This is a genomic window from Micromonospora sp. NPDC004336, from assembly GCF_053602615.1.
Map to the genome: position 1 here is coordinate 44057 of NZ_JBSGDY010000018.1, position 19054 is coordinate 63110.

At 75.2% G+C, this 19054-nt stretch carries 16 protein-coding genes; 11 read left to right on the plus strand and 5 right to left on the minus strand.

Annotated features, from left to right (window positions below; all coding sequences use genetic code 11):
* The first annotated feature begins 161 nt into the window (after window positions 1–161).
* A complete protein-coding gene (locus ACWENR_RS06805; RefSeq protein ID WP_452276089.1) occupies window positions 162–785 on the plus strand; it encodes a dihydrofolate reductase family protein in 624 nt (207 codons plus the stop codon).
* A 111-nt stretch (window positions 786–896) separates the two neighbouring features.
* On the opposite strand, the gene ACWENR_RS06810 is transcribed toward ACWENR_RS06805, so the two are convergent.
* Window positions 897–1889 carry a GlxA family transcriptional regulator gene (locus tag ACWENR_RS06810; RefSeq protein WP_452276090.1) on the minus strand — a complete coding sequence of 331 codons (993 nt, stop codon included), beginning with the start codon at window positions 1887–1889 and terminating at the stop codon, window positions 897–899.
* 123 nt (window positions 1890–2012) lie between these two features.
* Here ACWENR_RS06810 and ACWENR_RS06815 point away from each other — a divergent pair, with 123 nt between their 5' ends.
* Window positions 2013–3431: a DJ-1/PfpI family protein gene (locus ACWENR_RS06815; RefSeq protein WP_452276091.1), complete on the plus strand. Its 1419-nt coding sequence runs from the start codon at window positions 2013–2015 to the stop codon at window positions 3429–3431.
* On the opposite strand, the gene ACWENR_RS06820 is transcribed toward ACWENR_RS06815, so the two are convergent.
* Entirely contained in the window at window positions 3420–3902 is a 483-nt protein-coding gene (locus ACWENR_RS06820; protein ID WP_452276092.1) for a cysteine hydrolase family protein, read from the minus strand. The two genes, ACWENR_RS06815 and ACWENR_RS06820, sit on opposite strands and share 12 nt — an antisense overlap.
* Before the next feature lie 64 nt (window positions 3903–3966).
* Between ACWENR_RS06820 and ACWENR_RS06825 the strand changes: the two genes are divergently transcribed.
* The gene (locus ACWENR_RS06825) at window positions 3967–4983 is read left to right on the plus strand and encodes an aldo/keto reductase (RefSeq protein ID WP_452276093.1); all 1017 of its coding nucleotides are present in this window, start codon (window positions 3967–3969) and stop codon (window positions 4981–4983) included.
* Between the two features lies 1 nt (window position 4984).
* On the plus strand, window positions 4985–5440 hold the full coding sequence (locus ACWENR_RS06830) for a MarR family winged helix-turn-helix transcriptional regulator (protein ID WP_452276094.1): 456 nt from the start codon (window positions 4985–4987) through the stop codon (window positions 5438–5440).
* A gap of 85 nt (window positions 5441–5525) precedes the next feature.
* Here ACWENR_RS06830 and ACWENR_RS06835 read toward each other — a convergent pair whose 3' ends face one another.
* Together ACWENR_RS06835 and ACWENR_RS06840 are read right to left on the minus strand one after the other, a co-directional pair.
* Window positions 5526–6521 (minus strand): DUF1152 domain-containing protein, encoded by a 996-nt coding sequence (locus ACWENR_RS06835; protein ID WP_452276095.1) that lies wholly within the window; start codon window positions 6519–6521, stop codon window positions 5526–5528.
* Between the two features lie 3 nt (window positions 6522–6524).
* The gene (locus ACWENR_RS06840) at window positions 6525–7523 is read right to left on the minus strand and encodes a helix-turn-helix transcriptional regulator (protein WP_452276096.1); all 999 of its coding nucleotides are present in this window, start codon (window positions 7521–7523) and stop codon (window positions 6525–6527) included.
* 114 nt (window positions 7524–7637) lie between these two features.
* On the opposite strand from ACWENR_RS06840, the gene ACWENR_RS06845 reads away from it, so the two are divergent.
* Window positions 7638–8039, plus strand: a complete 402-nt coding sequence (locus tag ACWENR_RS06845; protein WP_452276097.1) for a RidA family protein — start codon at window positions 7638–7640, stop codon at window positions 8037–8039.
* Window positions 8040–8100: 61 nt separating this feature from the next.
* Here the strand turns inward: ACWENR_RS06845 and ACWENR_RS06850 are convergent, their stop codons facing one another.
* Complete coding sequence (locus tag ACWENR_RS06850) at window positions 8101–9219, minus strand: methyltransferase (protein ID WP_452276098.1); 1119 nt, start codon at window positions 9217–9219, stop codon at window positions 8101–8103.
* A gap of 357 nt (window positions 9220–9576) precedes the next feature.
* On the opposite strand from ACWENR_RS06850, the gene ACWENR_RS06855 reads away from it, so the two are divergent.
* The 6 genes from ACWENR_RS06855 to ACWENR_RS06880 all read left to right on the plus strand — a co-directional run.
* Window positions 9577–11199: a cytochrome P450 family protein gene (locus ACWENR_RS06855; protein ID WP_452276099.1), complete on the plus strand. Its 1623-nt coding sequence runs from the start codon at window positions 9577–9579 to the stop codon at window positions 11197–11199.
* A gap of 43 nt (window positions 11200–11242) precedes the next feature.
* Window positions 11243–13861 carry a class III lanthionine synthetase LanKC gene (lanKC, locus tag ACWENR_RS06860; RefSeq protein ID WP_452276100.1) on the plus strand — a complete coding sequence of 873 codons (2619 nt, stop codon included), beginning with the start codon at window positions 11243–11245 and terminating at the stop codon, window positions 13859–13861.
* A 348-nt stretch (window positions 13862–14209) separates the two neighbouring features.
* The gene (locus ACWENR_RS06865; protein WP_452276101.1) at window positions 14210–16033 is read left to right on the plus strand and encodes an ABC transporter ATP-binding protein; all 1824 of its coding nucleotides are present in this window, start codon (window positions 14210–14212) and stop codon (window positions 16031–16033) included.
* Window positions 16034–16073: 40 nt separating this feature from the next.
* Window positions 16074–17333, plus strand: coding sequence for a cytochrome P450 (locus ACWENR_RS06870; protein WP_452276102.1), 1260 nt, complete (start codon window positions 16074–16076; stop codon window positions 17331–17333).
* 138 nt (window positions 17334–17471) lie between these two features.
* The gene (locus ACWENR_RS06875; protein ID WP_452276103.1) at window positions 17472–18515 is read left to right on the plus strand and encodes a radical SAM protein; all 1044 of its coding nucleotides are present in this window, start codon (window positions 17472–17474) and stop codon (window positions 18513–18515) included.
* 121 nt (window positions 18516–18636) lie between these two features.
* A partial coding sequence (locus ACWENR_RS06880) for an AAA family ATPase (RefSeq protein ID WP_452276104.1) occupies window positions 18637–19054 on the plus strand: 418 nt, incomplete at its 3' end.

Here is a 19054-nt window from a genome sequence, read left to right on the forward strand (position 1 = left end):
GCTCTCCACGGCCGGCGGTGCCGGGCGACCCACCCCTCGTCGCCCGGCACCGCCCACGCGGGATCCTCGGCCCGCTCCGGCGAGGCGGACCGACGAGTCGGGCGCGGGCGGGCAGTCTGCCGTTACGGCAGGCGTCTCCGACATCCCGCACAGGAGGAACCATGAGCAGCACCGAGCGGCGCGGCCCGGTCAAGGCCGCCATCACCGTCTCCGTGGACGGCTACGTCACCGGTCCCGACGATCACGAGGGCCAGGGCCTCGGCGTCGGCGGCGAGCGGCTGCACTACTGGGTGATGGGCGGCCCGTGGACCTACGAGACGGATCACGAGCCCGGCAGCGGCATGACCGACGCGGACCGCGCCTACTACGACACCCTGATCGAGGGGACGGGCGCCGGCCTGTGTGGCCGGGGCATGTACGACAGCTCCGGCGCCTGGGGCGGCCGGAACCCGTTCCCGGGCACCCTGGTCGTGCTGACCCACCGCACCGCGGACCAGCCCGACCCGAGCACGGGTTTCCTGATGGTCGACGGGTTCGACGAGGCGCTGGCGGCGGCCCGACGGGCGGCCGGCGACGGCGGCGTCGCCATCGGCGGGGGCGCCGACGTCATCCGGCAGGCCCTCGGGGCGGGGGTGGTCGACGAGCTCGGCATCACCACCGCTCCGGTCGTGCTCGGCGGCGGGAAGCGGCTCTTCGAGGGCTTCGACCGGGACATCGACCTCAGGATCCTGTCGGTGCACCAGTCGCCGTACGCCGTCCACACGCGGTACGCCGTCGTGCGCTGATCATCGTCGGTCCGGCGGGGCGGACCGACGTGCGGGCCCGGCTGCCGCCGACGGCCGGGTCCGGCGCCGACTGCCGCCGACGCGCACGCCGGCCGGGGCGCGGACGGCGCCCTACGCCGTCGTGGCGTTCGTCCGGTCGCCGGAGGCGGACCGGGCGGCGCGGTAGTGCGACGGCGAGACGCCGTGGGCGCCGAGGAACGCCTGGCGCAGGGCCTCGACGGTGCCGAAGCCGCAGCGCCCCGCCACCGCCTCCACCGTCAGGTCGGTGCCGGCGAGCAGGTGCGCGGCGGCCTCCACCCTGGCCCGCCGGACGAAGCTGCCCGGTGCCACCCCGATCTCCCGGCGGAACAGCCGGGCGAGGTGCCGCTCGCTGACCCCGGCGAGCCGGGCCAGTGCCGCCACCGAGAGGTCCTCGTCGAGGTGGGACGAGATGTGCGCGACGGTGTCGTGCACCAGCGAGTGCCCCGCCGCCGGTGGCGCCGTGAACATGCTCATCTGCGCCTGGTCGCCGGGCCGCTGGAGATAGGTCACCAGGTGGCGCGACACGTCCCTGGCCAGCGCCGGCCCCTCGTCGGCCTCGATGAACGCCAACGTGAGGTCCAGCGCCGCCGTCACGCCGGCCGAGGTGCACACGTCGCCCCCGGCGATGAAGATGGGACCGCTGTCGAACTCCACCCGCGGAAACCGCGCCTGGAGGTACGCCGCGTGGTGCCAGTGCGTCGCGGCCCGCCGCCCGTCGAGCAGGCCCGCCGCGGCGAGCACGCCGGCGCCGGTGCACACCGACGCGACGCGGCGCGCCTCCCGGCCGAGCCGACGGACGTGGGCGACGAGGCGCTCGTCCCGCATCGCGGCCACGTAGCCGATCCCGCCGGAGACGACGAGCGTGTCCAACGGCCCGTGGGCCCGCTCCAGCGCCAGCTCGGCGTGCACCACCAGCCCGGTCGCGGTGCGGATCGCGGCGCCGCCGGGCGAGGCCAGCCGGAGCCCGTAGATCGCGCGGCCCCGCAGGTGGTTGGCCATCTGCAGCGACGCCATCACGCAGGCGATGTCGAGCAGCTCGGCCGCGGGATAGCCGACGACCAGGACGCGACGTGTGGTCCCCACGGTGCCACGCTACGAGCCGCGCTGCCGGCGGGCGAGACGTCCGTCGGACAGCCAACCCAAGAATCCGGACCGACGTCCGTCCGCGGGTCGCCGCGACGACGACCCGCCACGGATGGTGAGCCCATGACAGTCACCGACACCATGCGGAGACGCATCGCACGCATCGTCGTCGTCACGGTGGCGGCGCTCGGCGTGCCGGCCGCCGTCGGCACGCTCGGCGTCCGGCGCGCGGTCGACGAGGTCTACCCCCAACGCGCCTCGGGCGTCGCGCCGCCCGAGCGCCCGGCGTTCGCCCTGGATCCGGGCCGGCCCACGGTGGCCGTCGTGCTCGGCTCGGCGGGCGCCAACGTCGCCGACACGCTCGCGCCGTACGAGGTGTTCGCGGCGACGGGCCGGTTCAACGTGGTGACCGTGGCGCCGACGTCCGACCCGGTGACGTTGACCGGCGGCCTCGACCTCGTTTCCGACCTGAGCTTCGCGGAGCTGGCGGCCCGGACGTCCCGCCCGCCCGACGTCGTCGTCGTGCCGCAGCTGCCCGGTTCCACCTCGGACGTGGTCGAGTGGCTGCGCGCGCAGCGGCGGGAGGGCGCCCCGCTGTTGATGAGCGTGTGCGTCGGCGCGGAGGTGCTCGCCGACGCCGGGCTCCTCGACGGCCGGCCGGCCACCTCGCACTGGCTCAAGCTGATCGGCCTGCGCCGCAGCGATCCGGACGTGGGCTGGACCGAGGGCGTCCGGTTCGTCGACGACGGCGACATCGTCACCACCGCGGGCGTGCTGTCCGGCATCGACGGCGCGCTGCGGGTCGTGGAGCGCCTCGTCGGTCCCGCCGAGGCCGAGCGGGTGTCCCGGGACCTGGGCTGGTCCGGATACCGGCCGGGCGGTCCGGTCGCCGTCGCCGACGAGGACCCCGGCCCACGCGACCTGGTGGCGCCGCTGAGCGCCGCGTACCGGTGGAACCGGCCGACGACCGGCGTGCTGCTGACCGACGGCGTGGGCGAGATCGAGCTGGCCGTCGCCTTCCGTCCCTACACCGAGCTTTCCTACCTGGCCCGTCTCCGGGCGTTCAGCCTCGACGGCCGGGCCGTCCGGTCCCGGCACGGCCTGACGTTCCTGCCCCGCTCCGCCTGGCGCCCGGCGGACCCGGGATTCGACCGGGTGCTGGTGCCCGCCGGCGCGTCCACCGCCCTCGGCGACACGACGGTCCCCGTCAGGGCGCTGCACGAGTCGGGCGAGTTTCCGTTCGACGGGGCGCTGCGCGACATCGCCGACACCTACGACGTCGCCACCGCCCGCTGGGTCGCCAAGTCCCTCCAGTACCCGGTGCCCGACCGGGAACTGCCCGGACCTCGATGGCCGTGGCTGCTCACCGTGTCGCCGCTGCTGCTGGCCGGCCTCGGCGCGGGCGCGGCGATCCTGGCCGGCCGCGTCCTGCCGCTGCGGCGTCGGGCCCGGCCCGGCGGGGGAGCCACCGTGCCGGCCGGACCGACGCCGGACACCTCCGCCCCGCCGGGTCCCGCGTCGCGGCGCCGCCTACGCGCGTAGCGTCACGCCCCGGCCGCGCAGGTCGTCGAGGGTGCGGCGGTGTCTCTCCGGTGTGTTCGCGGCGATCGCCGGCAGGAGCACGGACACCTCGTAGCCCAGCCGTAGCGCGTCGACGGCGGTGCTGGCGATGCCGCCCTCGGTCACGAGTCCGGCCAGCACGACGCCGTCGACCGCGTGGTCGCGCAGCGTGTCGTCCAGCGCGGTGCCGGCGAAGGCGCTGCGGTCGTGCTTGTCGACGACCGGCTCGCCGTCCTCGACGGTCACCGCGTCGACGAAGCGGGTCGTCGCCGAGCCCGGGCCGCCGTCCGAGCCGTCGAGGGCCAGGTGCCGCACGTGGACGACCAGGTCGCCGGACCTTCGGAACGACCGCCGGGCCCGCTCGGCGGCCCGCGCGGCCGCCATCCCGCCGTCGGGCGCGTACCGCTCGACGACCCACTCCTGCAGGTCGATGAGGATCAGTGCCGATGTCAACGTCGCTCCCTTCGGCAGTATGCTGTCGAATGACAGAGTACTGATACTGAGAGGATCGTGGGACATGCGGACACGCGAGGTGGGCGCCACCGGACGCCACGTCGGCGAGATCGGTTTGGGCTGCATGGGCATGAGCTGGGCATACGCCGAGAGCACGCGCGACGACGCGGCGTCGCGGGATGTGGTGCGCGCCGCCGTCGACGCCGGTGTCACCTTCATCGACACCGCCGACGTCTACGGCGACGGCCACAACGAGACACTGGTCGGTGCGGCGTTGTCCGGCCTGCGCGACACCGTCTTCCTGGCCACCAAGGCCGGGCTCGTCGTCGACGACATGCGGGTCAGGAGCCTCCGCCGCGACGGGTCGCCCGAGCACCTGCGCGCCGCCGTCGACGCGTCCCTGAAGCGCCTCAACACCGACCACATCGACCTGTGGTATCTGCACCGCGTCGACGACACCGTGCCGTTGACCGAGTCCTGGGCCGCCATGGCGGAGATGGTCCGCGCGGGCAAGGTCCGCCACCTCGGCCTGTCGGAGGTCACCGTCGAGCAGGCCGCCGCCGCGGCCGCGGTGCACCCGGTGACCGCCGTGCAGTCCGAGCTGTCGCTGTGGACCCGCGACGCGCTCGGGCAGCCCACCACGGGCTCGTCCGCGGCCGCCGTCGCCGGCGGCGGCGCGTCCGACGCCGGCGACGTGGTCGGCTGGTGCGCCGCCAACGGCGCCGCGTTCGTGCCGTTCGCGCCCCTCGGCCGGGGCTTCCTGACCGGCGCGATCGACGCCACCACCCGGTTCGAGGAGAACGACCTGCGGGCCGGCAACCCGCGCTTCACCAGCGAGGCCCGCGCGTCCAACACCCGCATCGTCGACACCGTGCGCGCCGTCGCCGAACGCCACGGCGCGACCCCCGCGCAGGTCGCGATCGCCTGGGTCCTCGCGCAGGGACCGCACGTCGTCCCCATCCCGGGCACCCGCCGGCTCGGGCACCTCGCGGACAACATCGGCGCCGCCGACGTCACGCTCACCGCCGCCGACCTCGCCGCGCTCGACGCCGCCCCGACCGCCGTCGGCACCCGCTACTGAGATGGAGCGGCTCGGCCTCGTCATCAAACGCGCCGAACAGGCACTGATCGCCGAGAAGACGCGCGTGCTGCAGGAGTTCCACCTGACCGTCCCGCAGTACGCGGTGCTGCTCGTCCTCCTGCACGACTCGGAGGCGTCCGCCGCGCAGCTCGCCCGCGCCTGCCTGGTGACGCCACAGACCACGGCGACCGTGCTCGCCAACCTCGAGGAGAAGGGGCTTGTCGAACGGGCGGCGTCGCCGCTGCACCAGCGGGTCAGGATCGTCCGCCTGACGGCCAGGGGCGCCGACCTGGTGCGCCGGGCGGACCCGGCCGTCCTCGCCGTCGAGCAGCGGCTGGCCGACGCGTTCGGCGCAGACGAACGGCGGGTGTTCACCGAGCACCTGGAGCGGGCCGTCGCCGCCCTCGCCCCACGGGACGACACACCGACGCGACAGCCCGGCCGCGAACGGTCGTAGCGTCGCACGGCGAGGCCCTGGCCCGGCCCGCCGCCGGGGCCGCGACCCTTCCTGGCGCGGCGCGCGCGGGTATCCTCCGCCGCCGTCAGTGGGGATACGCGCGGGGGACGCGTGCGCCGAGGAGTTCGTCGCGGAACGCCTGGATCCGCGTGATGACCTGGCGCCTGCCGACGGTGTCCTCGATGCGGTCGAGATACAGGCACCGGGCCGCGAGCTTGTCGAGGTCGACGGTGAAGTAGATCGCCATCAGCGGGTTGACGAACAGGTCGCCGCCGCCGGTGCGCCGGGTGAACCGGACGTCCCCGAACGCGCCGCTGGTGGCGGCGGCGATCTGTCCGTGGACGATGCTCGGCCGGTCCGGGGTGGCGGCCTGGGCGTCGGCGACGGCGTCGCGGTACAGCGCGGCCTCCCGGCTGGAACCGGGGATGGACAGGGCGCCGAGATAACCGCCGTCGCGCTCGAGCGCGGCGAGGTTCTCCAGCACCTGGACGTGGTTGACGCCGTCGTAGGCGTCGATGCCGAAGCCGAGACTGGTCACCAGTTTGACCGGCACGTCCAGCGCGGCCACGGCGGCCAGGCTGGTGATGTCCTCCACCGGGGTGCCGAGGTCGCTCTCGTCGCCGCGCAGCAGGACGTCGGTGCCGCCGTCGACCAGCACCACCGCGTCGATGTCGAGCTGTTCGACCAGGTGCCGGTACGCCGCCCGTAACGGCTGGACCCCGAGCGGTGGGAAGGCGTACACGGTCGACGGCAGACCCTGCGCCGCCAGCCACCGGGCGAGCGTCCCCTCGGGGAAGTACCAGTCCGGACTGGCGGTGTCCGGCCGCACCGCAGCGACGTGCTCCGCCACCCACGCGTCCCGGTCGATCAGCTCGAGCTCGGAGAAGGACAGGCTGGCCAGGTGCACCCGTGCGCCGCCCTGCCACAGGGCGAACGCCAGCGGCAGGCCGGCGTACACGTCGAAGCCCCCGCCCGCCCCGGCGACGAGGATGTTCCGCGCGGGAGCCAGCGCGGCGAACAGCGGCGGAACGGCCAACGAGAACGCACCGGTGGCGACCGGCGGCGCGACAGGATCGATCACCGCTCAATGATCAGCCACGACGGTGCTCGCGGACGACACCTCGTAGCGGGCGACGATCGAGGCGGCGCGGTCGCGCAGGGCGGCGCGCAGCCACTGCGGGGCCAGGGCCTCCGCGTTCGTGCCGAGCTGCCACAGCGCCCATTCGGCGTGCCTGCGGTCCTGGAAGCTCACCTCCAGCCGCAGCCAGCCGTCCGCGTCGGCCTCCTCGGCGAGCACGGCCAGCGCGGTGCCCACCAGCTCCTCCCGCCGCCGCGGGTCGAGTCGCACCAGCACCGTCACCTGGTCGCCGCCGGCGCGGAACCGGGTGCTGCGCTCCTGCCACGCCCGGTCCAGATCGACCCGGTCCGGTCGCTGCGCGGGTTCGGCCAGCTCCTCGGCGGCCAGGATCCGGGACAGCCGGTAGGTGCGGTCCGCGCCGGACCTCGTGGCCAGCAGGTAGCCCTGCTCGCGTACGGTCACCAGGCCGACCGGGTCCACCGTGCGCCACCGCGGCGCCCGGCCCACCGCCGCGTAGTGGATGCGCAGCCGGTGCCCGGCGAAGACGGCGCGCCGCACCTCGGCCACGATGCCCTCGGGCACCTCGTCGGCGACCAGCCGGCGCGACAGCAGGTCGGTCTCCGGGTCGATCAGCAGCCGCTCGACCGCGTTCGCCGCGGTGTCCCGGTAGCTCTCGGGCAGCGCGTCGACGACCTTGAGCATGGCCGAGGCGAGCGCCGAGCCGAGACCGAACGCCTGCGCGCCCCGCCGCGAGCCGGCGACCAGCAGGGCGAGCGCCTCGTCGTGGTTGAGCCCGGTGAGCTCGGTCTGGAAGCCGGGCAGCAGCGCGAAGCCGCCGTGCCGGCCGCGTTCGGCGTAGACCGGGACACCGGCCGCCGAGAGCGCCTCGATGTCGCGCAGCACGGTGCGGGTCGACACCTCCAGCTCGCGGGCCAGCGTGGTCGCCGACAGCCGTCCGCGCTGGCGCAGCAGCAGCACCAGCGACACCAACCGGTCGGCGCGCACCCGGAAACTATGCCAGAAATACACGACACAGGATGTCGTGATTGCCCTGCGAGGCTCACTGACAGGTGGGGCCGGAAACCATCGGCGCCCACACTGTCGACAGATGGAGCAGCAATGGCAATGGAGCGTACGGCGGTCAACCCGTGGACCTGGTCGACCGAGCTGGGATACCACCAGGGTGAGGTCGTCTCCGGGCACACCCGGACCCTGTACTGCGCCGGACAGACGGCGATGAGCGGTGACGGCAAGCCCCAGCACGACGGTGACATGGCGGCCCAGCTGGCGCTGAGCCTCGACAACCTGGAGGCCGTCCTCGGCGAGGCCGGCATGTCCCTGGCGAACCTCGTCCGGCTCAACGTCTACACCACCGACGTCGACCGGCTCTTCGCGCACTACGGCGTGCTGGCGTCGAGGCTCGGCGCCGCCGGGGTGGCGCCGAGCACCACGATGCTCGGGGTGACCCGGCTGGCGATCCCGACCCTGATGGTCGAGCTGGAGGGGACGGCCGTCGCCTGACGCGACCCCGCCAGGACTGCCGACCGACCGGCCCGGGTGGCCGGTCGGTCGGCGCCGGTGGTCAGGGCTTCCGGGCCACCACCAGCGTGTCCCGCTCGCCGAGCGGGCGTACCGCCAGCAGCTCGAAGCCGGCGCCGGTGAGCAGCTGGCGGCACTCCCGCTCGGTGTACTCCGAGCTGCCCTCGCCGAACAACAGCATGTCCAGCGCCGCCACCGGGTCGCCGCTGACGTCGGGCTGCTCCTCGGGCGTGGCCGGATGGCGGGGCAGGTGCTCGTCGCCCGCGTCCGCGCCGAGCAGGCCCTCGTAGACCACCAGGAGCCCGCCGTCGGCGAGCGCGTCGTACGCGTGCCGGACGAGCACCGCACGCCGCTGCGGAGACCAGTCGTGCAGCACGTGCCCGAAGATCAGGGCGTCGGCGGCGGGCAGCGGATCGGCGAAGAAGTCGCCGGGCTGGAACGTCATCCGGTCGGCGAGCCCTCGCGTCGCCACGTACTCGGCGAAGGGCCCGGCGTTGTGCGGCAGGTCGAAGACCACGCCCGACAGGTGCGGGTGGGCCGTCAGCACGTACGACAGCAGGTGGCCGCGCCCGCCGCCGACGTCGGCGACCCGGCGCACGCCGGCCCAGTCGACGGCCTCCGCGAGCGGGGGACCGATCGCCGTGGTCAGGGCGTCCATCAGGTTGAGGAACCGGCGCAGCCGTCGCGGGTCGCGCGGCATCACCGAGTAGTCCGCCTCGGGCCGCCTGCCGCCGGTCCGCAGCGCGTCGGTGAGCCCGCCCCAGGCGGCGTAGTGCATCCGGTTCGCGCGGTCGAGCAGCTCCCGGACCGGCGACGCGGTGCCCCGCACGAGGTGCCGGGCCGCGCCGGGCCCGTTCGCGTACCGGCCCGCCACCCGGGTCAGCAGCCCGAGCCGCACGAGCAGGTCCAGGAAGTCCCGGGCCGCCCCCGGGTGTAGGCCGAGCCGGGCGACGAGCGCGTCCACGTCGGACGGCCCGGCCTCGCGCAGCGCGTCGAACACGCCGAGCTCCACCGCGCTCAGCAGCGCTTTCGACTCGCAGAACGCCAGGCCGAGCCGGAGGAGACCCGCCGCGTCCGCCTCGTCGTCGGCCGGGGCGGCCACCGGCTGGGCGTGCGGGGGGCGGGTCTGCGCGCCGGCGACGGCGTCACGGGTGGGTGCCATGGCAGGCAGCATCGGAGCGGGCCGGCCCCCTTAGCATCGGGGAAGACCCCTATCCGTCGGCCGGGCCGCCGTCCGAGGCGCGGGCCGGCACGGCGTGCGTCGGACGTACGTGCTGGTCAGCGGGCGTCGGCGCGGGCCCGGCCGGGCCCGGTGGCGGGCGGCCGCCGCCGTGTCGGGTGCCGGACGCACGCCCCGGCCGGCGCGGGCCGTCCGGCGGTGGCCGCGCCGCGCGGCCGGCCACTGCCGCCGCCGGCCCCGGACGCGGCGCGGATCCCGACCGATTTCACGGAGCGTGACCGTCCGGCTTCGCGGTGTTTCCCCGATGCTAGGCGCGCCCGTCGACGGCACGCTTCCGGCATGCAGATCGATGAGGACCGCACGGCCGGGGGCGTCGACGTCGTGGTGTTCGGCCACGGACCGGCCGCCGACCGGCTGGCGGCGGCGTGCCGGTCGACCGGCTGGCCGGTGCGGACCGTCACCCTCCCGGCGGGGGCGGCCGAACCGGCCGTCCGGATCGTCGACTTCCTGGCGCGCCCCGACAGCCCGCACCGGGCGGTGCTCGTCGGCGCCGGCCCCCTCGGCGCCGCCGGCCTCACCGTCGCCGACCGGCACCCGGAACGGGTCGCCGCCGTCGTGGCGCTCGACCTGCCGGCCGCCCCGCCGGAGGCGGAGTGGGTGTCCTGCCCCACCCTCCTGCTCCCGCCCGCGACGGCCGAGGCGGACCTGCCGGCCCTCGGACCGTTCCTGGACCGGGTCGCCGCGGACCTCGACGGCGCGTCGCCGTGCCCGGTCAGGCCGCCGGCGCTCACCCCCGCCCTGCTCAACGACCCGGAGACCCTGGGCCAGCTGCGCGCGGCCGGCCCGGTGCACCGCGTCTCGCTGGTCGCCACCACGCCGACCTGGGTGCTCACCGGGCACGAGGTCGCCACGGCGACGCTGGCCGACCCGCGGCTGGCCGGAGAGCGGGAGATGACGGCCGGGTTCCGGTTGTCGCCGCCCGGCGAGGACACCGACCACCGGGGCGAGCAGGACCTGGTGACCGTCGACGCGGACCTGCACGCCCGCCTGCGGCGGCTGGTCGCCGCGCACCTCACGCCGCGCCGGGTGGACGCGCTGCGGCCCCGCATCCAGCGGGAGACCGACCGGCTCCTGGACGCGATCGACCCCGGCTCGGTGACGAACCTGGTCGAGTCGTTCGCCCGCCCGCTGCCGATCATCGTGCTCTGCGAGCTGCTCGGCGTCCCCGAGGCGGACCGGGCGTACGTCGAGGACTGGCTGATCCGCCGCATGCGGGAGTGGCCCCCCGACCCGCACACCGACGTCGACGACTACCTCGCCGAACTGATCGCCGCCCGCCGCGCCCGCCCCGGCGACGACCTGATCAGCGCGGTCGTACGGGCGGAGGGCCCGGCGCTGGACGAGGCGGACCTCGTCTCCGCCGCCCGGTGGCTCATGGTCGGCGGCCACCGCGCCCCGATGGCGCTGCTGGCCAACGGCGTGGCGGCGCTGCTCGGCGAGCCGGCCCAGTGGCGGCGCCTGGTGGACACCCCCGACCTGGTCGAGACCGCCGTCGAGGAGCTGATGCGGTACGTGACGCCCTTCCCGGTGGGACTGGCCCGCATCGCCTCGGCGCCGATCGACGTGGCCGGCCGGACGATCGCCGCGGAGAGCCTGGTCGCGGCGTCGCTGATCGCCGCCAACCACGATCCGGCCCGGTTCGCCGCCCCGGACGCCCTCGACGTCACCCGGGCGGCCAACCCGCACCTGTCCTTCGGGCACGGCCACCACTACTGCGTCGGGGCGGCGCTGGCCAGGGCCGAGGCGCAGATCGCGTTCGGCACGCTCGCCCGCCGCTTTCCCGGCATGCGGCTCGCGGTCGACACCCGCGAGCTGCACTACCGGCAGAACCGCATGCGCTACCTCCTCGAACTCCCGATCGTCCTCCGGCCCGCCGGCCCAGTCGCGGCGACCGCCGCGTGACGCCCGGTCCGCCACCCTCCCTCGCCCCGCAGGAGTCGCACCGATGGACGCCGCGTTTCCCCAACTGTTCGCCTACTGCCAGGCCGATCCGCTGTTCTTCGAGTCGCCCCTGCGGATGGACGACCGGAGCAGCCGGTTCGCGGTGAACCGCCGCCCGCTGCCCGACGGGTGGCGCGCCCGGGACAGCGACCTGTGGGTCGTGCTGGAGCCGCCGGGAACGCGCCTGCCCGAGCAGGGCTGGAAGATCCACGTCTCGTCGGCCCTGGACACCGCCGACGAGGTCTGCGACCTGGTGGTGGGCTTCTGCCTGGACCGCGGGATCCCGCTGAAGTACCTGCGCAGCCGCGCCGCGTACGAGCTGCTCAACAGCAAGTACGCCGACCGGGGCGGCAGCGGCAAGCTCGTCACCGTGTACCCGCCGGACGAGGCCCGGTTCGGCGAGGCGCTGCCGGAGCTGGCGGCGCTGCTGCGCGACTTCACCGGCCCGTACGTGCTCAGCGACCTGCGGTACGAGGACTCGCCGGTGTACGTCCGGTACGGCGCGTTCCGCCGGATGACGTACACCTCCCCGGACGGGGAGCTCGTGCACGCCGTCCGCGCCCCCGACGGGCGCCTGGTGCCCGACGACCGCAGCCCGTTCTTCACCGTCCCGGAGTGGGTGACCGTGCCGGAGGTGCTGCTGCCGTCGCTGGCGCGGATGGAGGCGGGCGGCGAGGGCGAGTTCCCCTTCGAGATCGAGCGCCCGCTGCACTTCTCCAACGGCGGCGGGGTCTACCTCGCCCGCACCCGGGACGCCGGCGGGTACGTCGTGCTGCGGGAGGCCCGCCCCCACGCGGGGCTCGACGGCACCGGCGCGGACGCCGTCACCCGGCTCGGCCGGGAACGCGAGATCCTGCGGCGACTGCGGGGCCTCGACTGCGTCCCCCGGCTCCTCGACCACCTCGTGGTGTGGGAGCACCACTACCTGGTGCAGGAGTACGTCGAGGGCAGGACCCTGATGGAGGAGGTGTTCGCGCGGTATCCGCTCGTCGGCCCCGACCCGACCGCCGAGGCGCTCGCCGCGTACACCTCCTGGGCGACGGACGTCCTGGCCAGGGTCGACCACGCGCTGATGTCGGTGCACGCGCGCGGCGTACGCTTCGGCGACCTGCACCCGGGCAACGTCATCGTGCGCCCGGACGGCTCCGTCGTCCTCGTCGACTTCGAGATCGCCTCGGACCTGGCGCGCACGAAGCCCGCCGGACTCGCCACCCCCGGCTTCACCGCGCCCCCGGAACTCGTCGGCCGGGAGGCCGACGACTACGTCCTGAACTGCCTGCGGCAGTGGGTCTTCCTGCCGATCAGCCCGCTGACGGAGCGGTCGCCGGTCAAGCTCGCGACGCTGACCGAGGCCGTCGCCGCGCACTTCCCGGTCCCCGCCGGGTTCGCGCCGAGGATGCTGCGCCGGTTCACCGCCGGCCGCGGCCCGCTCGGCGAGGACGCCCCGGCCCGGATGTTCACCGCCGCGCAGCCCGACTGGCCGGCGATCCGCGACTCCATCGTGGCCGGCATCGCCGCCAGCGCGACGCCCGACCGGCCGGACCGGCTCTTCCCCGGCGACCCCGAGCTGTTCGTCTCCGGCGGGTTCACCGTCGGGCAGGGCGCGGCCGGCGTGCTGTGGGCGATGCGCCAGGTGGGCTGCGAGGTTCCGCCGGAGTACGTGGACTGGCTGACCGCCGCCGCCCGGCGGTGCGCCGACCCGCGCCCGGGGCTGCTGGACGGCCTGCACGGGGTGGCGGCGGTGCTGGAGTCGCTCGGCCGCCGCGACGACGCCCTGGAACTGCTCGACCGCGCCCGCAAGCTGCACGGGGAACTGGTCACCCCCGGCATCCAGGGCGGCCTGGCCGGGGCCGGCCTCAGCCTGCTGCACTTCGCCGGGATCACCGGCGACGAGGGCCTGCGGACGGAGGCGCTGGACCTCGGCCGGCGACTGGCGGAGCAGTTCGACGCCGGCGACGCCGGGATGTTCCACCCCGACAGCCGGGTGGGCCTCCAGCACGGGCTCACCGGCGTGGCGCTGTACCTGCTGGAGCTGTACGAGGCGACGGGGGAGACCCGCCACCTCGACCTGGCCGGGCAGGCGCTGCGCCGCGAGGTGGACCGCGGCCACGTGTTGGCCGACGGCACGTTCCAGCTCCTGGAGGGCAACCGCTACCACGCGTACCTCAGCAGCGGCAGCATCGGGCTGGCGCTGGTCCTCGCCCGGTATCTCGGGCGGCGGCCGGAACCCGGCTTCGACGACGTCGTCGACGGCGCCCGACGGGCCTGCCGGGCGCCGTTCGTCCGCCATCCCTTCCTGTTCCTGGGCCGGGCGGGCACGATCGCGGCCCTGCGCCTGCTGGGCCGGCCCGAGGACCAGCCCGCCGTCGGCGAGCACGTCCGCCGGCTCGGCTGGCACGCCCTGTCCTACCAGGGGCACCTGGCCTTCCCCGGCAACCAGCTCCTGCGGCTGTCCATGGACCTCACCACCGGCTCGGCGGGCATCCTCGCCGCCCTCGGGGTCGCCTTCGGCGACACCACCTCGGTCGTCCCGCTGCTCGACCTGCGGGCGCCCGCCCCCGCACCGGCAGGAGAGGGCGGGGGCGACGCACACCGCCGAGCCGTGGCCCCGGCGCTCTCCTGAGCCCTGACCACCGGCGTGGACGACCCGTCCCGCCGGGCGTCGCGTTCACCGGAACGCGTCGACCGACCCGCCCCGGACCGCCGCGGGCGCCGACAAGAGAAGGGAGGTGACCAGACATGGCCTACGTGCTCAAGCTCCAGGCGCTCAGCGCGCCGCAGGCGACGCGCCACCCGTGCTACAGCCACGTGACGTCGTACGCCGGCACGTGCGCCGCCGAGAACTGAGACCTCGGCGCCTGACCCCGCCTCCGCGCCGGGGCAGGGTGCGTGCGGTGTCGGGGGCCGGGCTCCGGTCTCCGGCACCGCCGCACAGCAGTTCGTTCCCGTCCCCCACCCGGTGAGGAATGCCGTGTCCACGTACCAAGCCCGACGCGACGAGGCGGCCGCCCGGTCCGGCGCCGCACCGGCAGCCGGCCCGACCGGCGACGACGCGCCCCGCGCCGCCGCTCCCGCCTGGCGGGTCATGCTGCGCTACCTGCGCCCGTCCTGGCGCTGGCTCCTGCTCGGCGGGGCGTTGAGCCTGGTCACCGGGGCGATGGGGCTGGCCCTGCCGCTGGCCGTACGGCACCTCGTCGCCCGGCTCGCCGCCGGGGAACCGACCACCCCCGTCCTCCTCGTCATGGTCGGGCTCGTGGTGGTCACGCTGGTCAGCGGGCCGCTCGGCGTGTACGTGCTGCGCCGGACCGGGGAGTCGATCGTGCTCGCCGCGCGGCGGCGCCTGGTCTCGCACCTGCTGCGGCTGCGGATCTCCGCGGTGGACCACACCGAGCCCGGCGACCTCATGTCGCGGGTCACCTCCGACACCACCCTGCTGCGCCAGGTCGCCACCGAGTCGCTGGTCGGGGCGGTCACCGGCGCCGTCATGGTGCTCGCGACGTGCACGGTGATGGGCCTGCTCGACCCGGTGCTGCTGGCGGTGACCCTCGGGGTGCTGGTCCTCGCCTTCGCGGTGGTCCGCCTCGCGATGCCCCGGGTCAACCGGGCCAGCCGGGAGGCCCAGAGGTCGGTGGGCGCCATGGGCGCCGCGCTGGAGCGGGCGCTCGGCGCCCTGCGTACCGTCAAGGCGTCCGGCGCCGAACACCGCGAGGAGGCCCTGGTCCACCGCGCGGCCGGGGACGCCTGGCGGGCCAGCGTACGCGCGGCCCGGTGGCTGGCGATCGGCGGCGGCGCCGCCGAGACGGCGATGCAGGTGGCCTTCTTCACCGTCCTCGCCGTCGGCGGGGCGCGGGTGGCCTCGGGGGCGATCGACGTCGCGACGCTGATCGCCTTCCTGATGTACGTCTACTACCTGGTCCTGCCCGTCCAGTCGCTCATCGGCGCGATGAGCCAGTACCAGGTCGGGGCCGCCGCCGTCGCCCGCATCCAGGAGGCGGAACGGCTCCCCGCCGAGCAGCCCGTCCCGCCGGCCCCGGCGCCGGCCACGGTCGCGGCGCCGGCCGCCCTGGAGTTCCGCGACGTCCACTTCCGCTACGCGCCGCACCTGCCCGACGTGCACCGCGGGGTGACGTTCACCGTCCCGCCGCGCGGCATGACCGCGTTCGTCGGTCCCTCCGGGGCCGGCAAGACCACCCTCTTCTCGCTCATCGAGCGGTTCTACGAGCCGACCGCCGGCAGCATCCTGCTCGACGGACGCGACGTGGCCGACTGGGGCCTGCCGGAGCTGCGGGCGGCGATCGGATACGTCGAGCAGGACGCACCGGTGCTCTCCGGGTCCCTCCGCGACAACCTGCTCCTCGGCGCGCCCGACGCCGCCGAGGAGGACCTGCGGCGGGTGCTGGACATCGCCCGCCTCGACGGGCTGGTGGCCCAGCTCCCCGACGGCCTGGACACGCTGGTCGGGCACCGCGGCACGAAGCTGTCCGGCGGCGAACGCCAGCGCGTGGCCATCGCCCGCGCGCTCCTGCGCCGCCCCCGGCTGCTGCTGCTCGACGAGGCCACCTCGCAACTCGACGCCGTCAACGAGGCGGCGCTGCGGGAGACAATCGCGGAGGCGTCCCGCACCACCACCGTCCTGGTGGTCGCGCACCGGCTGTCCACGGTGACCCTCGCCGACCAGATCGTCGTCATCGACGCGGGAGTGGTGCAGGCCGTCGGCACCCACACCGAGCTGGTGGCGGCGGACCCCCTCTACGCGGAGCTGGCCGCCACCCAGTTCCTCGCCGCGACCCGCTGAGCCCGGACCACCCGTTCCCACCGCAGGAAGGCTTGTGTCGATGACCGCGATCGAAGCGAACCCGGTCGACGCCGGAGCCGGCAGCCCCGACCTGGCGGCCACCGTGGGCGCCGAACGGTGCCCGATGGGGCTGCCCGTCATCACCGCGCGGATGCTGGCCGCCGCCGACACGGTCCGCCGCATCCGCGAGGCCGGGCCGGTCCACCAGGTCAACATGGGCGGCCGGGAGACCGGGCTGCTGCTCGCCGGCTACGACGCCGCGGCGAAGGCGCTGGCGGACCCACGGCTGATGGGCGAGCCCCCGCAGGCGCTGGCGGCGCGCGCCGGCCGGCGGGCCGACGAGGACCTCCTCGACGAGGAGGACCTGTTCTTCCTGCCCGAGGAACAGCACCGACGGCTGCGTCGGATGATCACCCGGCAGCTCACCCACCGGCGGGTCACGGCGCTGGCCGCCCGGATCCAGGGCGAGATCGACGCGCTGCTGGACGCCGTGCCCACCGGCACGCCGGTCGACGCCATCGACTGCCTGGCCCGCCCGCTGCCGGTGGCCGTCCTCTGCGAACTGCTCGGCATCCCGGCCGACGGCCGCCGCTACATCCGCGACTACGTCTACGGGTGGATCGCCGAACTGGGCGCGGCGACGCCGGTCACCAGGAGCGCCGGGCTCGCGCTGGCCGACTACCTCAGGGCGCTGATCGCCGAGCGGCGCCGCGACCCCGGCGACGACCTCGTCAGCGCGATGGCCCGCTCCGAGGGGCCGGCGACGTCGGAGGCGGACGTGCTGTCCGCCGTCCGCCTGCTGCTCGTGGCCGGAAACCGTCCCGTGACCACCCTGCTGGCCAGCGGCATCGCCACCCTGCTGCGACCGCGCGACCGGTGGCGGCGGCTGGTCGAGCATCCGGACGAGCTGGACGCCACGGTCGAGGAGCTGCTCCGGTTCGTCACGCCGGCCGCCCTGTCCTCCCGGTACGCGAGGACGGACACCGAGGTCGCCGGCGTCCCGGTGGCCGCGGGGACCGGCGTGCACTGCGCGATGCGGGCCGTCAACCGCGACCCCGCCCGCTTCGCCGACCCGGACGTGTTCGACCCGCGCCGGCCGGCCAACCCGCACCTCGCCTTCGGCCTCGGCCGCAAGCACTGTCTCGGCGCGGCCCTCGCGCGGGCCGAGGCCCGCCTGGCCATCGGGACCCTCGTCCGACGGTTCCCCGACCTGACGCTCGTCGAGGACGTCCACCCCAGCGTGTCGGCGACGGGCCACCGGCAGCTGCTGGTCCTGCTCGACCCGCGCTCCGCGCCCTGACCCCCGCACCCCGCCCCGTCCGGCCGCCCGCCCCATCCGGCCGCCCCGGCCGCCCGCCCTGTCCGGTCGCCCTCGTCCGGCCGCCCCGGGGGCCTCGACACCCCGCCCGATCCGCCCACCGCACGCCAGGAGCGCCGCATGGAGATACCCGACCGTCCCCTCGAGATCATCTGGGACATCACCTACGCGTGCCCGCTGCGGTGCTTCCACTGCTACTCCGAGTCGGGGCGGCGGCCGAGCCGGCAGCTGAGCCGGCCGGACATGCTGCGCGTCGCGGACCGCATCATCGCGATGCGCCCGTACGGCATCTCCCTGGCCGGCGGGGAGCCGCTGTTGGCGGACGGGGTGTTCGAGGTCGCCGAACGGATGGCGGCAGCGGGCATCAAGGTCGCCCTCTTCACCGGCGGCTGGTCCGTGCGCCCGGAGACGGTCGACGACATCGTGCGCCACTTCTTCCGGGTCAGCGTCAGCCTCGACGGCGCGACGGCCGAGGTCCACGACCGGATCCGGGGCCGGCGGGGGTCGTTCGACCGGGCGATGGCCACCCTCCGGCTCCTCGACGAGAAGGTCGGAGGGCTCCGCCGGGGCGGCGAGGACACGCCGAGCTTCGGGATCGACTGCGTCCTGGTACGCAGCAACTTCGACCAGGCGGAGGACTTCTGCACCCGGATCGCGCCGCGCTTTCCCGCGCTGGGCTTCGTCTCCCTCGGCGCGGTGGTGCCCGAGGGGCTGGCCAGCCGGCCCGGGGTCGCCGAGCACGAGCTGCTGACCGACGAGCAGGTCGGGCTGCTCGGCGGCGCCGCGTTCACCGCGCGGCTGCGTTCCGCGGCGCCGCCGTCGGTCCAGGTGACCGCCACGGACAACCTGGCGTTGCAGATGCACCCCGACCGCATCCGCCGTGGCCAGTTCTTCCCGGCCCTGCAGATCGAGCCCGACGGCGCGGCGCGCGCCATGCCGGCGTACGAGGGCACCGTCGGCAACCTGCTGACGGACCCGCCCGCGGAGCTGTGGCGGCGGGCGGTCGAGCGCTGGCACGACCCGTTCGTGGTGGACACGCTGACCCCGGTGCGCACCATGCGCCAGTGGGCCGACGCCACCCGGCGCATCGACCGCCACTTCGCCTCCCGGGCGGACCGGGCGCGCATCGAGCGCCGCCCCGACTTCCTACCCGCCCGGCCCTGACCGGCCGGTGGCGGACCGACCGGACCGGCCACGGGAATCCCGGGACGCGTTGATCTTGATTGACGGTTGTCGTCGGATAGACGTCGCTTTCCGCGCCCCGCGCCGGCCTTAGCATTCCCGCATGGGCAACGGATCCCCTCGTTCCACACCGGAACTGTCAGAGACACGGAACTCGGCGAAGACCGCCACGATGGACAGGCTTGTGGGGCGATCGGCCGAAACGCGTCTCCTGCGGGAGGCGTGCGATCGGAACAACGTGCCCATGTGCGCCACAATCGTCCTGTACGGCGACCCCGGCATCGGTAAGACCGAATTGCTGCGCGAATTCGGCGAATTCGCCGCCGAGGTGGGCCTGCGCGTCGTCCGGGGGCGCGGCAACGGCGACGGCCGACCGTTCGGAACGGCAGGCGACCTCGTCGAGGACTGCTTCCGTACCGTCGGCACGGCGGCGTGGGGGCGGGCACGGGCCGGGGGAAATGGCCTAATAACCCAGGGGGGCAGGACCAAAAAAAACGAGGGAGGACGAGTTTTAGACCCCC